General features: G+C 59.6%; 13 protein-coding genes. 8 read left to right on the top strand and 5 right to left on the bottom strand.

Annotation, left to right across the window (positions count from 1 at the left end):
• Positions 1 to 3: 3 nt before the first annotated feature.
• The 4 genes from WCA10_RS21075 to WCA10_RS21060 form a co-directional block, all read right to left on the bottom strand.
• Complete coding sequence (locus tag WCA10_RS21075; RefSeq protein ID WP_472824500.1) at positions 4 to 132, bottom strand: hypothetical protein; 129 nt, start codon at positions 130 to 132, stop codon at positions 4 to 6.
• 53 nt (positions 133 to 185) lie between these two features.
• Positions 186 to 1,862 (bottom strand): SulP family inorganic anion transporter, encoded by a 1,677-nt coding sequence (locus tag WCA10_RS21070; RefSeq protein WP_472824499.1) that lies wholly within the window; start codon positions 1,860 to 1,862, stop codon positions 186 to 188.
• Positions 1,863 to 1,949: 87 nt separating this feature from the next.
• A complete protein-coding gene (locus WCA10_RS21065; RefSeq protein ID WP_472824498.1) occupies positions 1,950 to 2,402 on the bottom strand; it encodes a GNAT family N-acetyltransferase in 453 nt (150 codons plus the stop codon).
• A 162-nt stretch (positions 2,403 to 2,564) separates the two neighbouring features.
• The gene (locus WCA10_RS21060) at positions 2,565 to 3,599 is read right to left on the bottom strand and encodes a 6-phosphofructokinase (RefSeq protein WP_472824497.1); all 1,035 of its coding nucleotides are present in this window, start codon (positions 3,597 to 3,599) and stop codon (positions 2,565 to 2,567) included.
• A 241-nt stretch (positions 3,600 to 3,840) separates the two neighbouring features.
• Between WCA10_RS21060 and WCA10_RS21055 the strand changes: the two genes are divergently transcribed.
• Positions 3,841 to 4,506, top strand: coding sequence for a hypothetical protein (locus tag WCA10_RS21055; RefSeq protein ID WP_472824496.1), 666 nt, complete (start codon positions 3,841 to 3,843; stop codon positions 4,504 to 4,506).
• On the opposite strand, the gene WCA10_RS21050 is transcribed toward WCA10_RS21055, so the two are convergent.
• Positions 4,436 to 6,235, bottom strand: a complete 1,800-nt coding sequence (locus WCA10_RS21050) for an AMP-dependent synthetase/ligase (protein ID WP_472824495.1) — start codon at positions 6,233 to 6,235, stop codon at positions 4,436 to 4,438. The two genes, WCA10_RS21055 and WCA10_RS21050, sit on opposite strands and share 71 nt — an antisense overlap.
• A 240-nt stretch (positions 6,236 to 6,475) precedes the next feature.
• Here WCA10_RS21050 and WCA10_RS21045 point away from each other — a divergent pair, with 240 nt between their 5' ends.
• The 7 genes from WCA10_RS21045 to argF all read left to right on the top strand — a co-directional run bounded on the left by WCA10_RS21045 (position 6,476) and on the right by argF (position 14,196).
• On the top strand, positions 6,476 to 7,846 hold the full coding sequence (locus WCA10_RS21045; protein ID WP_472824494.1) for a GGDEF domain-containing protein: 1,371 nt from the start codon (positions 6,476 to 6,478) through the stop codon (positions 7,844 to 7,846).
• Positions 7,847 to 7,912: 66 nt separating this feature from the next.
• A complete protein-coding gene (locus tag WCA10_RS21040) occupies positions 7,913 to 9,259 on the top strand; it encodes a GGDEF domain-containing protein (protein WP_472824493.1) in 1,347 nt (448 codons plus the stop codon).
• Positions 9,260 to 9,586: 327 nt separating this feature from the next.
• Positions 9,587 to 10,048: an arginine repressor gene (locus WCA10_RS21035; protein ID WP_472824492.1), complete on the top strand. Its 462-nt coding sequence runs from the start codon at positions 9,587 to 9,589 to the stop codon at positions 10,046 to 10,048.
• Positions 10,045 to 11,112 (top strand): N-acetyl-gamma-glutamyl-phosphate reductase, encoded by a 1,068-nt coding sequence (gene argC / locus WCA10_RS21030; protein ID WP_472824491.1) that lies wholly within the window; start codon positions 10,045 to 10,047, stop codon positions 11,110 to 11,112. Before WCA10_RS21035 ends, argC begins: the two co-directional genes overlap by 4 nt.
• Positions 11,109 to 11,891, top strand: coding sequence for an acetylglutamate kinase (gene argB / locus WCA10_RS21025; protein ID WP_472824490.1), 783 nt, complete (start codon positions 11,109 to 11,111; stop codon positions 11,889 to 11,891). The genes argC and argB overlap by 4 nt, the downstream gene beginning before the upstream one ends.
• Before the next feature lie 12 nt (positions 11,892 to 11,903).
• Positions 11,904 to 13,163: an aspartate aminotransferase family protein gene (locus tag WCA10_RS21020; RefSeq protein ID WP_472824489.1), complete on the top strand. Its 1,260-nt coding sequence runs from the start codon at positions 11,904 to 11,906 to the stop codon at positions 13,161 to 13,163.
• A complete protein-coding gene (gene argF, locus WCA10_RS21015; RefSeq protein WP_472824488.1) occupies positions 13,156 to 14,196 on the top strand; it encodes an ornithine carbamoyltransferase in 1,041 nt (346 codons plus the stop codon). Before WCA10_RS21020 ends, argF begins: the two co-directional genes overlap by 8 nt.
• Positions 14,197 to 14,258: the final 62 nt, after the last annotated feature.

The raw sequence follows: 14,258 nt of genomic DNA, 5'->3' as shown, positions 1-14,258 counted from the left end.
ATGTCATGATTCGCGGCGCTCAGGCTTCCATTGGTCATGGAGATAGGCATCGATGCGATCTTCGCGATCTTCCTGCTCTTCCTGTTTGCGTCGCTTTTCGCGTTCTTCGCGCTCTTCGCGGCCGTCGCTCATGATGCACTCCCCAAGGTCAGTTTAACGAATTGGCGGCCGAACGGTGCAGGAGTTCAGCTTGCGAGAACGGCGTGGGATTCGTAGATTTCCCTGGCGCGGTCGAGGGCGGCCTGGATGTTGGGCATGATGTTTTCGCGGCCAACGTGATCGAGGAAGCGCGGCTTTTGGAGTAGGTTCGAGGGTTGCTGCATGGCTCCACAGAGCAGCAGAGTGCGACCAGATTCGGTGAGTCGCTTGGCGAAGGTCTCGATTGCATGAATGCCTGTGGAGTCGATGGCTGTCATGTTGCGCAGCCGAAGGATGACCACCGGTTCAAAGGCTTCGATATTGGCGGTGGACTCGACCAGTTTCTCAGTAGTGCCGAACAGGAACGGGCCGTGGATGCGCAGGAGTGTGACGTAGGGCGGAATGATGCGCCCCTGCAGCGTGTGCGGTAGACCATCGCGGATGTAGTCGTCGGTGACAGCGCTGACGGTGGTGGTATCAGCGATGCGGTAGATGTAGACCAGCGCGGCCAATGCCATACCCACGCTGACGGCGACGGTGAGATCGGCAAAGACCGTGAGGGCGAAAGTGACGATCCAGACGGCGATGGCCGTGAAGCCGAGCTGGAGAATGCCGCCGATCTCGCGCCACTCGCCCATGTTCCAGGCCACTACGAACAACACCGCGGCTAAAGTTGTGAGCGGGATGTAGCTGGCAAGCGGAGCAGCAACGAGGAGAATGCCGAGCAAGGTCAACGCATGCACTATGCCGGAGACCGGGGAGCGCGCGCCGGAGCGGATGTTGGTGGCGGTGCGGGCGATCGCTCCAGTGGCGGGAATGCCGCCGAAGAGCGGCGAAGTAATGTTGGCGATTCCCTGCGCCACAAGTTCGACATTGGGATTGTGACGGTCGCCGGTCATGCCATCGGCGACAACCGCGGAGAGCATGCTCTCAAGCGCGGCGAGCAGCGCTACCGTAAACGCCGATGGAATCAGCGGCAGAATGTTCTCGGCGTGGAAGCTGGGAATGGCGAAGGGCGGAAATCCGCGTGGGATTCCGCCAAAGCGTGTGCCGATGGTTTCGACCGGAAGATGCAAAGCTACGGAAGCGATGGTGCAGGCCAGAAGTGCAACGATCGACGCAGGAATGCGCTTGGTGAAGCGGGGCAGGATCAGCATGATGGCCAGCGTGGCCGCGCCGATGGCCAGGGTAGACCAATTCAGGCTCGGCATATGCCCGATCAGAAGCTTCATGCGGGGCAGGAATTCGCTGGGAACGGCTCCGACGCGGAGGCCGAAAAAGTCCTTGATCTGCGTCGAGGCAATAAGAACGGCGATGCCGTTCGTGAATCCGATAACGACGGGACGAGGGATAAAGCGTACCGCCGAGCCAAGGCCGGTGAGTCCCATGACGAGCAGGATGACACCTGCCATCAAGGTGACCATGGCGAGGCCGCTCATGCCAAAACGGACGACGATGCCGGCAACGATCACAACAAAGGCGCCGGTGGGTCCGCCGATCTGGGTGCGCGAACCGCCGAGGGCGGAGATGAGAAAACCGGCGACGACGGCAGTGTAGAGGCCAGCCTGCGGGGTGACTCCGGAGGCGATGCCAAAAGCCATCGCAAGCGGCAACGCGACCAGGCCCACGGTGATACCGGCGAGGAGATCGTGCAGAAACATCTGTGCGCAGTATTGGCGCAGAGACACGACCAGCTTAGGCAGATTGGGATTGCTGATGGACATGAGTACTGCTTCTATTCTAATGGGATTCCAGTGCGCGGGCGGCGAATTGCGGGACGGCGGAGCCCGCGAGTAACTATCCAATCGCGCTCAAACCAATTGCTTCACGTAGATAGCGGCGGGGCGGTTGCGCGCGTAGTAGTGGTTGGCACGACTGTTTTTGCGATAGCCCATCCGCTCGTAGAGGCGGATGGCGGAGGCATTTTCCACATCGACGTGGAGCCAGATTCCGGTAGCACTTTCGGCGTTAGCCGAGCCTTCCAGACGACGGAGGAGTTCGGCGCCGACGCCATGGCCGCGCTGAATGGGCAACACTTCAATGGTGGAAATGTACGCAACAGTAGGGGCAACCTGCCGGATGAATTCGAGGATTGCAAAGCCGGCCATGCGACCGTTCTCTTCGGCGATCCAGGTCGCGGTTTCCTGTGACGCAATAAGCTGGCGCATGTAGCGGCGCGTAAATCGCTCAGGGGACTGGAAGCAGACTTCCTCAATGGCATAGAGGTCGTCGAAGTCGTCGTATTCGTAAAGGCGGTAATTCATGGGGAAACGAGAGCGGGGTTCGAGGAGCTAGCGGGTTAGTGGAGTTAGCCGCATTCTTGCTGATAGGGAGACGCGGTCTCACATCCTTGAGGCAAAGCTTCAGAATGGAAGACCAAAAACTATGCAATAACAATTGCTAAATCAGATATTTGAGGGAATTACCTAGACTTTTGCTTCAAGGTCGCGAATGACATCGAAGAAGCGCTGGTCGAGGCGGCGGTTGGTGGCGATGGCTTCCCTGATGGTGATATCCGTGACGTCGAGACCGTGTAAAACGGCAATGCGGCCCCACTTCTTTTCGTGCACCATGTCGATGGCGTGAAGGCCGTAGCGCTGGCCGAGAACGCGGTCGAAAGCTGTAGGCACTCCACCGCGCTGGGTGTGGCCGAGGTTGACGGAGCGCGTTTCAAAACCGGTCTTCTTCTCAATGAGGCTGGCAAGGGCTTCGCCGATGCCGGAGAGACGCGCGTGGCCGAAGGAATCGATTTCCTTGGAGCCGGTGACCTGGCCGACTTCCGGCAGATGGCAGCCTTCCGCGACGACGACAACGCCGTAGTGCTTGCCGTGATCGTAGTTGTACTTGAGCAGGGCGCAAACGTGGTCGATGTCGATTTCTTTTTCCGGAACGAGCACGACGTGAGCGCCGGCAGCAACACCGGAAGCGTATGCGATCCAGCCGGCGTCGCGTCCCATCACTTCGACGACGATGACGCGATTATGCGAATCAGCGGTGGTGTGAATGCGATCGATGGCCTCGGTGGCGATCATGACCGCCGTATCAAAGCCGAATGTCTGGTCGGTGCCGCTGATATCGTTGTCGATGGTTTTAGGGACGCCGACGGCATTGACGCCGTTTTCAGCGAGGAAGAGAGTGACAGACTGCGTGTCATCACCGCCGAGGGCGATGAGGGCGTCGATCTTGTTGATCTTTAGGACTTCCTGCACCTTCTCGATGCCGCCAGGGATTTTCTTCACGTTGGTGCGCGACGAATGCAGGATGGTGCCGCCCCTGAGCTGAATGCCGTCGGTGCTCTCGAGGGTAAGCGGGATGAAGTTGTTATCGAGCACGCCGCGCCAGCCGTTGAGGAAGCCGATGAACTCGTCGCCGTAGGTCTGGATTCCTTTGCGCACCGCCGCATAGATGACTGCATTCAAGCCGGGGCAGTCGCCGCCGCCGGTCAATAGTGCAACTCGCATCGTGAATTTCTCCTGATCGAATTTCGGCTAGCCGCGTGTCCCGCAGGCCGCGCCGGGAATAGCCTGAATTGCTGGTCGGGCGTGAAATGGAATCGACGCTCTCGACGCCTTACACAGTATAAGCCGCAGTTGTAAAGCAAGATCGTGACACCGCTCACGCGGCTGATAAATCGAGCCATTTCTCAGCTCACGTTGGATTCCCTGAGAAAAAGGGCGCCCGGGAATGGTTGAATAGGAGAGTATGCAAATCCCAGGAACAGGAGCCTTGGTCCTGCTTGCGTTTGCGAGCCTGGTCGTCGTCGTGCTGCTGGTGCTGCTGCAACTCACACGGCTTGGCTTCCTGGTGCGGTCGACGATTCCGGATCGACCCCGCCGCCGCATGTTCATTGCTTCGACATCGTTCCTGATCACCTTCGCGGGCGTGCGAGTTCTGGTCGGACTGATCATTCACAATCACGGGCCATTCAACTGGGTGGTGGTGCGCGGCCATCACATCCATCACCTGGTGTGGGGCATCATGATCCTGCTGCTGGTGGGCTACGGGTGGCTGCTCGACCTGGGACGGAGCCACTCGCCGCTGTCGATCTTCTTCAGCAGGCTCATGAGCGTGGGCTATGGAGTTGGCGCGGCGCTGACGTTGGACGAGTTCTCGCTTTGGCTGAACCTCGATCCCAACGACTACTGGTCGCGGGAGGGGCGTGTCAGCATCGATGCGGTGATCCTGTTTGGCGGGATTCTAGCGGTAGGAGCCTGGGGCGCACCATTCTTTCGCGGCCTGCAGTCGATGTGGACCAAGGGGAAGACTTTCCGCAAGGAGTTCGGACGGATCGAGTCCCCTATTCGGCGCGTGCGGTTGCTTCGTCCGCGTAAAGTTCGTCGATTACCGACTCATATTTTGCCGAAATGACGCGGCGTTTGAGCTTCATGGACGGAGTCAACTCGCCGGAGTTTTGCGACCACTCATCTGAAACGAGGCGGAATCGCTTGATGGTTTCGAAGTTGGCGAGGCCGGCGTTGGCTTCGCGGACGACTTCACCATAAAGCGCGACTACGCGGTGGTCGGCGACGAGTGCCGGGCGATCGAGACTTCCGAGACCGGCATGTTTGGCCCACGGTTCGAGCGCGGCAAAGTTGGGCGAGATCAGCGCGGCGATGAATTTGTGCTTGTCGCCGACCAGTGCGCACTGCGCGACCATGACGGAGTTCTTGAGCTTGTTTTCGATGGGCTGCGGGGCGACGAGTTTACCGCCCGAGGTCTTGAGCAGTTCCTTCTTGCGATCTGTGATGTAGAGGAATCCCTCGTCGTCGAGGCGGCCGATGTCGCCGGTGCGGAAAAAGCCTTCGGCATCGAAACACTCCTTGTTGGCCTCGGGCTTTTGCCAGTAACCGACGAAGATGGAAGGACCGCGAACGAGGAGTTCGCCGTCTTCCGCAAATCTGACCTCGATATTCGCGAGCGGCTTGCCAACAGCACCCATACGCTGAACCGCCGGACTGTTGAGGGCGATGACGGGCGACGTTTCCGTGAGCCCATATCCCTCCCACGCAGCGATGCCGACCGAGGCGAACCACTTTGCCGTGTCGATACCGAGTGGTGCGCCGCCGGAGACCCAGATGCGCACGCGGCCACCGAATGCTTCGCGCACCTTGCTGTAGGCGAGCTTATTGGCAATTTTCCAAAAAAACGAAGAGGGCTGAGCGCCGGCGTAGACCGTGTCGCGGTGGTGCGCACCCACGTTCAGCGCCCAGGCAAGAACCCGTTTTTTGATGGGCGAGGCATTGGACTTTTGTTCAACCGCCTGGCGGATTTTCTCGTAAACGCGCGGGACACCTACAAACACGGTGGGGCGAACTTCCTTCATCGATTGCGGGAGCTTGTCGAATTGGGAACAGTAGGCGACCTGCGCATTGTGGTTGTACATCACGTAGTCGAGCGCGCGGGCGGTGATGTGCGACAGGGGAAGAAATGAGATGCAAGCATCGGTTTCGTCAAAGCTGAATTCGCGCGCCGCGAGATTCTGGTTGGTCGCGATGTTGGCGTGCGTGAGCATGACGCCCTTGGGTTCACCCGTTGTACCCGAGGTGTAGATGAGGGTGGCTAAATCGTCGGGCTCGACAGAGCGGACGAGCGCATCGAAGACCGGGTCGCGATAGGACCCCGCGTCGTCGGCTCCGGCAAGAATCTTGGAGAAGCCGATGGCGCCATCCGGAGCATTGCCGTCCATCATGAGGATTCGGTCGAGGGATGTCCGGGAGCGGACGGCGTTGAGTTTGTCGTATTGCTGGCGGGTGGAGACGATAGCGATACGGCAACCGGCGTCGGCGAGAAGAACGGCGATCTGGTCACCGGTGAGCGTCGAGTAGATGGGAACGTTGACGGCATTGATGGCGAGGATTGCGAAGTCGGAGACAGCCCACTCCCAGCGGTTTTCGGCGATCAGGGCGATGCGATCGCCCTTTTTTGCTCCCCAGGAAAGAAAGGCCTCAGAGAGGGTGTGGACACGCTGGTAGATCTGGTCGGAGGAAATCGGTTGCCAGTTGCCGAACTCGTCCTGCCAGAGGATAGCGCGGGGACTTGCGGCTGCGGCCATGCGGCAAAACAGGTCGTTGATGGTCGAGAGAGGCGGAGGGATCATCGGGCGTTTCGTTTAACCGATCGGTTTGAATTGTGACCAAGGGAGAGTGTAACAGCGGCGGGATTGGGCGGGTGAAGCGTCCTGGAGGATGGCCTCAAGGCGAACAAATCATAAGTCCCTGTGTCCTGCAAGGTTTCGGGTCAAACTTCCGTTTCAAAGGTATGCGGTTCGTCACCCAGGAACGGCCTATTTGTGCGGTAAGATCACCCCAGCCAAACGTACCAGCCGCCGTCTAACGACATGCCAAAGCGCATTGCATCTCTGCCGCCCGGAGAGCCCGATCCAGCTCTTCTTGAGAAGCTTGCCGTCTTGCAACAGGCCTGTCTTCTGGTGGTGGCGCTGATGGCGCTCACGGTATTCGCCAACTGGCTTTTCCCCCCCATTGCAACTTACCTGCCCGCCGCGTTGACGCGCATGAGCGTCCCCATGTCGCTGATGGTGCTGTTGTGTGCGCTGAGCCTCGCCCTCTCTGAACCGGGAAACCACCTGTCATTGCCGCGCGCGAGCCGATACATCGCAGCGCAGGCGGGCCTGCTGGCGATTCTCATCCTGCTGGAGTCTGTGTTTCGACTTTTTCCGGCAGTGGACCTCCTGCTCGAAGCAGATCGGGCTCCGGGAAACACGGGAGCGCTACCAGTTCATTCTCCGGCGGCATTCGCCTTGCTGAGCCTGGCCATGATCCTGGTGAGCAGCACCGGGTCGTACTTGAAACGAGTGGCCGATGGGCTTGTGCCCTTGATCTGCCTGGTGACGCTCGTTCTGCTGAGCGAGAACCTCTTTGGGTCGATTGGGCTCCTGCGGCTTTCGGCGAACAACATGATTTCGCCGCTGCTGCTGATGTGCCTTGTGTTGCTGACGTGGGTTGTGGCGATGAGGCAGGCGGAACAGGGCGTGTGGTCGATCTTTGTGGGCGCAGGAATTGGAAGCCGCATCGCGCGCGGCTTTGCCCCGGTGCTGCTGGTGCTTCCCTTCCTGATCGAGGTGGCAAGAACCCGCGTCATCCTGAAGGATATCGTCCCGGAACAATATGGGGCAGCGATCCTGACTTCGCTGGCGGCAGGGCTCTCTATGGTGCTGCTGCTCGTGCTGGTGTGGCGCATCAACACGATGGAGAAGGAGATTCACGACCTGACGCTGCGCGACGAGCTTACAGGCCTGTACAACATGCGCGGCTTCTATCTGCTGGGCGAGCAGACACTGCGACTGGCGCAGCGCGCGGAGTTGCCCTTCTCCGTCTTGTTCATCGACCTCGACGGCTTGAAGAAGATCAACGACGACCAGGGCCACAGCGTGGGTTCCATGTACCTGGCCGAGACAGGCGAATTGGTGTTGGCGTGCTTCCGCGAAACGGATGTGAAAGGCAGATTTGGCGGAGACGAGTTTGTGGTGGCCGGTCAATTCAGCATGGTGGGGATTGAACTAGCCGCTACGCGGCTGAAGGCAGCCGCTGCGGAGCGCACCGCTGCGACCGGCAGGAAATACCCGCTGAGCCTGAGCATTGGCTGCGTGACGCTCGATCATCCTTCGAACGAGAGCCTGAAGGAACTGGTGCGGCGGGCGGATGAAGCGATGTACAGGGACAAGCGAAGCAAGAGAGTGGCGCGGGCGTAAACGGACACGCACATGAATTGGAAATAGCACCTTGATTGGATCGCGAAGAGTATTGGTACTGAACGCATGAATGAGATGGTTCCAGATTCGTTGACGGTATTGCCCGATCCGAAGCTTTTTCGTGCGGCACGATTTGCGCAGCGAGTTTGCCTGGGCGTGGCTGCCATCGGAGTCCTCTTCGGGTTGCTGCCGCTGCTTGGAATCCACTTGGGAGGCTCAACGGCGACCGCGGCGCGCGCCAGCATGCCATATCTGGTTACCGCGCTGCTGTGCGGCATAAGCCTGTTCCTATCGGAACCCCAAAGGATGGGAGTCGCAGTCAGCTACGTGGCGCACGCTGTCGATTTGCTTGTCATCTGCGGAGCTGCGGCAATCCTTTTCTCTTCGCGCTTCGGACTCGGAACGTCCCCACCCCGCGACGGCGCACTTTTGGCGGTGAGGTTTTCTCTCGGGTTTGTCGCACTGGCGCTGGTTGTATTCATGGTGGACAAGAAGAACTGGCTGATCAATCACGTCGTGGATTTCCTGCTGTGCGGACTTTGCCTCCTGAGCCTGCTGCTCATTTCAGACGCGGCGTTTAGCCGCTTCGCCCTGTTCGGAAGATCGACGGGAAGCCCCGGGGAGGCCGCTCTACTCATCTGCCTGGTCGCGCTAACAATCGCAGTCGCACTGCGACAGGCGGAACACGGTGTCTTCTCCATCTTTCTGGGAGTGGGCGTGGGAAGCAGGCTGGCCCGAATCTTTGCGCCAATTCTGGTCGTGCTGCCGTTTATTTGGGAGGCGGCGCATGAATGGATGAGTCGCGTTGGCCCCGCACGGCATCTGAACGCGGCGTTAGCCGCTTCAGCCGGAGTAGCGGTGGCAGGCGGCATCCTGTTGTTCTTTACGTGGCGGATCAGCAGAATGGAAAACCAGATTCATGACCTGGTTCTGCGGGACGAGGCGACGAGGCTCTATAACTTCAGGGGATTCCAGATGCTGGCCGAGCATGCATTGCGACTGGCACAGCGCGCGAGTGTTCCCTTCAGCGTGCTCTATGTCGATATTGAGAATCTGGCTGAGATTCACACGGAGTTGGGACCGAATGTTGCGGCGGCAACCCTGAAAGAGGCCGGAGAGTTATTGCGCGCGACCTTCCGCGAGTCGGACATCAAGGGCCGCATTGGTGCGGATGCGTTTGCCGTCGCTGGGCAGTTCGACCGCACAGGCATCTCGGTGGCAGCGCTGCGTCTTGAAGCCGCAACGGCGGCGCGCGGCGCCCGGAACGGCAGGCCAATTCCGATCAAGTTCAGCATGGGACACGTGACGACTTCCGACCTGAACGCGCCGGAGAATCTGCGAGAGCTCCTGGAGCGCGCGGGGCAGGTTCGAAACCGGCAGGAAAGCTTGCTGAAAGAGATGCTCGTCAACTGAGGCTCGGCGCATTTCCGCGGAACCATCCATTCAACTTGGACCAGGCCTGCTTCGGGGTGAGGCGGACGAATTTCCGCGCCTCCCGGTTTTCACTTTGCGGGCAGCGATTGCGCGGGACAAACGAACAAGCCGGACAACAGGCGATATGCGCTGGGCGTCGACAACTTGGCTTCGGAGTTCGCAACTTGAGTTTAGGGAAGTAACTTCGGTGATTCTGCCGGCTGACGTGGAAAATGAACTTGCATACTTATACACTTTTTCTGTATATTTATTCAAGCGCGGCCGCCACTGCGAGCCGCGTTTTTGCTTTGCTCGGAAACACGAGATATGAAGTTTCAAAGGCACAATGCGATTCGGGAACTTGTGGCGCACGCACTGGTGGCCAACCAGGACGAGCTGCGGCGCAAGCTGCGCCGCCGTGGATTTGAAGTGACGCAGGCGACGCTGTCGCGCGACATCCACGAGTTGCGCTTGACCAAAGGGCCGGGCGGCTATTCCCTTCCCAATGGAAACGGAAATGGCGCCGGAACACATGCGGCCGATGATGGGCCGCCTACTGCCGCCGAAATGATGGAGAGCTTCGGTCTGACTGTGACCCGCGCGATGAACCAGGTCGTGCTGCGGACGAGCATGGGCGGGGCGCAGCCGATGGCTGCTGCACTCGACCGCGAAGGGTGGACCGATGTGGTGGGGACCATTGCCGGCGACGATACGGTTCTGGTGATTTGCCCGGATTTGAAACGCGCGCACGAGGTGGAGACGCGGCTAAGAAAGATGCTGGAGTCATGACAAGGGCCGTACAAACCGCGGTTGTGGGCGTAACGGGTTATGCAGGTGCGGAGCTTGCCCGCTTGCTGCTGCATCATCCGCGACTGAAGGACAAACCGCCTGTCTTTGCCGGCCGCGTGGATGAGAAGGATGCGGCGCGCGGTGGGGTCCCGCTTGAAGAGATTCATCCGCAGCTCGCGGATAATAACGGCAGCGGCTCTCTGAAAGTTGAGCCATTTTCCTGGGAGCGGCTCAAGGATCGCGGAGTGGAAGTGCTGTTTTTGGCGACTCCGCACGAGCAGTCGCGCGAATGGGTGCCCGAGGCACTGAAGCATGGATTGCGCGTGGTCGACCTGAGCGGTGCGTGGCGGCTGTCGGACGCGAAGAATCGCGCAGTGTACGCGTTTGAAGATGAAGGCTCGGAGGTCGCTGCGGCGACGCAAGCGAAGGCCGCTTACGGAATGCCGGAGTTGCATCGCAAAGAGATCGCCGGCGCGAAATTGGTGGCGAATCCTGGATGCTATGCGACGTCGGTGATTCTGGCGGTGCGGCCGCTGGTGGCTGCGGGGATTGTCGACCTGTCGCACGGCATAGTCGCTGATGCGAAAAGCGGCGTCAGCGGAGCCGGCAAAGCGCCGACATCGAAGACGCATTTCATGCACGCGGCGGATAATCTGTCAGCCTATGGCGTATTCAGCCATCGCCACACCGGGGAATTGCTCGAGCAGATCGGGATTTGCGCAAGCGACATTGTCTTCACGCCGCATCTGCTGCCCATTCCACGCGGGATGATGTCGACGATTTACGTGCGATTCAATGAGGCGCAGACGCACGAAAGCGTGGCGCGAATTTATCGCGAATTTTTTGCATCCAGCTCCATGGTGCGCATCTATGAGAAAGCGCTGCCGCAGATTCGATATTCGGTGCGGACGAATTTTGCGGACATCGGATTTCAGATTTCGAGCGATGGGCGACGGGCGGTGATTGTGAGCTGCCTCGACAATCTGCTGAAAGGCGCATCTGGGCAGGCGGTGCAGAACATGAACGTGATGCTTGGCTGGGACGAAGCGGAGGGGTTGGCATGAAGTATGTGGTCAAACTGGGCGGTGCCGGCCTTGAGACTCCGGAGCTGATGCAGGGTTGCGTTCACGCCATTACCGACCTGGTTCGCGATGGCCACCAGGTGGCTGTGGTGCATGGCGGCGGAGTTCAACTGACGCGCATGATGGAACGGCTGGGCGTGAAGAGCGAGTTTGTGAACGGGCTGCGGGTGACGGACGCCGAGACGCGCAACATCGCTGTGATGGTTTTCGCAGGCAAGGTGAACAAGGGGCTCGTCGCCGCTTTGGGTGCGCTCGGACAGCCTGCCGTGGGCATGACCGGCGGCGATGGATTGCTGTTTCGCGCGCGCAAGAAGCGGACCGCACCGGACCTCGGCTTTGTAGGCGAAATTGTGGCGAGCGATCCGCGGTGGATTGAGGCGATCTGGAAGTTGGACGGCGTGCCGGTGATCGCGCCCATTGCCCTGGGTTTTGACGGCGAATACTACAACATTAACGGTGACGAGATGGCTGCAGCGTGTGCAGTTGCGTGTCACGCGGATGCGCTCGTGTTTTTGACGGATGTTCCAGGCGTAAAGGGCGCAGACGGAAATGTGCTGCGCTGGCTCAGCATCGATCAGATTGCGGAGATGGCGAAGAGCGCGATTATCTCCGGCGGCATGTTGCCCAAACTGGGCGCCTGCCGCGAAGCGCTCTTGAACGGTGTGAAACGTGTACGGATCTTACCCGCGGAGGCGGCCGGTTTCCTTCCCGACCTGTGCAGCAGCCGCGTAGCCCACGGTACCGAAGTGATGGTCGCCTGAGGAGAGAGTGAATTGACGAAGCTTGAACAAATTCGTGCAGCAGAGTCAAAGTTGCTGCTGCAAACTTACGAGCGGAACCCGATCTTGTTTGTGGGTGGAGAGGGCGTGTACCTGATTGATGAAGGCGGTGCGAAGTATCTCGACCTGCTGAGCGGCATCGGCGTGAACGCGCTGGGATATGCTCACCCGGCGATTGAGCGAGCCATTGTGAACCAGAGCCGTGCACTGATCCATACATCGAATCTCTTCTATCACGAGGGGCAGGCGGAACTGGCACTGCGGCTGACCGAGCGCACAGGCATGGATCGCGTGTTTTTTTCGAACACCGGCACTGAGGCGTGGGAAGGTGCGCTCAAACTGGCGCGCGCACATGCAGGGCTGCTGCGCAGCGAAGGCAAGCAGATCGGAACGAAGTTTCTCGCGCTGGAGCAGAGCTTCCATGGACGCACCTACGGGTCGATGTCGACGACCTACAAGGCAAAGTATCGCGAGCCCTTTGCGCCGGGAGTTCCCGGCGTCGAGTTTGTGAGATTCAACGACGTAACCGACCTGCGCGCGAAGTTCTCCAATGATGTTTGCGCCATTCTGGTTGAATCGATCCAGGGCGAGGGCGGCATCCGTCCGCTGTCGCAGGAGTTCTTCGCCGAGGCGCGGAAGCTGGCCGACTCGACGGGCGCACTGCTGATCGTAGATGAGATCCAGGCAGGCATGGGACGGACGGGAAAGTGGTGCGGGTACCAGCATTACGGTATCCAGCCGGACGTAACCACGCTGGCCAAGCCGATTGCGGGCGGCATTCCGCTAGGCGCGATTCTGTGCACGGAAGAGGCCGCACGGGCGATTCATGCGGGCATGCACGGGACGACGTTTGGCGGTGGCCCGCTGGCATGCGCAGTGGCGATTGCCGTCATCGACGCCATCGAAAGCGAAGACCTGCTCAAGCATGCGACCGAAGTAGGCGACTACTTTCAGGCGCAGTTGCGCGGTCTGGCAAAGAAGCACGATTGCATCAAGGATGTCCGCGGCAAGGGATTGATGCTGGCTGCTGAGCTCGACTCCGCGGACCTGGCGAAGCTGACCGTCGCCGATATGCTCAAGCGGCACATCCTGATCAACTGCACCAGCGACACGGTGCTGCGCTTCTTGCCGCCGTACATCATCGAGCGCAAGCATGTGGACGAAACCATCAAGGCCTTGGACGAAATCTTTACCGAGAAAGCCGCGCCTGTGAGCGCCGCACATCAGAACACAGGAGGAAACAGCCTTGGCTAGCAGAGCAACCATGGAGCGCCGCGTGCCGGCGGTTCCCGTGCAAAAAGACGAAGACATTCTTGCTGCGGCAGCGCGGCTGGCAGGCGAAGATCTGTGTTCGATTGCAGATCTCTCAAGCAGCGAAGTGCGGGCGATGGTAAAGCTGGGGCACGACGTGAAGCTGAATCCGCGCGAGTATCGGCACGCGCTCGACGCGAAGCAGATGGTGCTGATGTTTGAGAAGGCGAGCCTGCGCACGCGGCTGGCGTTTGAGACGGGCATTAACACAATGGGCGGCAATGCGATTTTTGTCGATCAAACCAGTTCGCCGCTGGGCGAGCGCGAGGCGATTGCGGATGTTGCGCGCAACGTGGAGCGCTGGGTCGACGTGATTGTGCTGCGCACCTATGCGCACGACACCATCACCGAGATGGCGGTGAATTCAAGGGTGCCGGTGATCAATGCGTTGTCGGACTTCGAGCATCCGTGCCAGGCGCTAGCGGACTTTATGACGCTGGAAGAACACTTTGACACCTCGGCCGGTTTGAACTTTACGTACGTGGGCGACGGCAACAATGTATGCCACTCGCTGATGCTTACGGGTGCGCAACTGGGCGCGAATGTAACCGTGGCAACGCCACGCGGCTACTCGCCGGATATCGAGATCGTGACCAAGGCTCGCGAGATTGCAGAGCAGAATGGCTGCGAAGTGAAGCTGACGCAGGATCCCCAGGCCGCAGCCGAAAACGCAGACGCAGTCTACACCGATGTGTGCGTGAGCATGGGCATGGAGCACGAGTCGACCAAGCGCGCGCCGATCTTCAGGCCCTTCCAGGTGAATGAGGCGCTGATGGCAAAGGCCGCGTCGAATGCCGTATTCATGCATTGCCTTCCGGCGCGCCGCAATGCCGAGGTTACCGATGTGGTTTTGGATGGGCCGCAGTCCATCGTGTTTGACCAGGCCGAGAATCGCATGCACGCGCAGAAAGCGCTCCTGCTGCTGTTGCTTGGCGGACTGCCAAACGTGGCCAAGTTTTCAGTCCTCAGTTCATAACTTTTAATCGCAAAGAGATGACTGACCACTGATCACTGACAACTGAAAACTGTTTCTGAGGT

The organism is Occallatibacter sp., assembly GCF_049582745.1.
Taxonomy (GTDB): Bacteria; Acidobacteriota; Terriglobia; order Terriglobales; family Acidobacteriaceae; genus Telmatobacter.
This window is presented reverse-complemented; position numbering and strand designations above follow the sequence as displayed.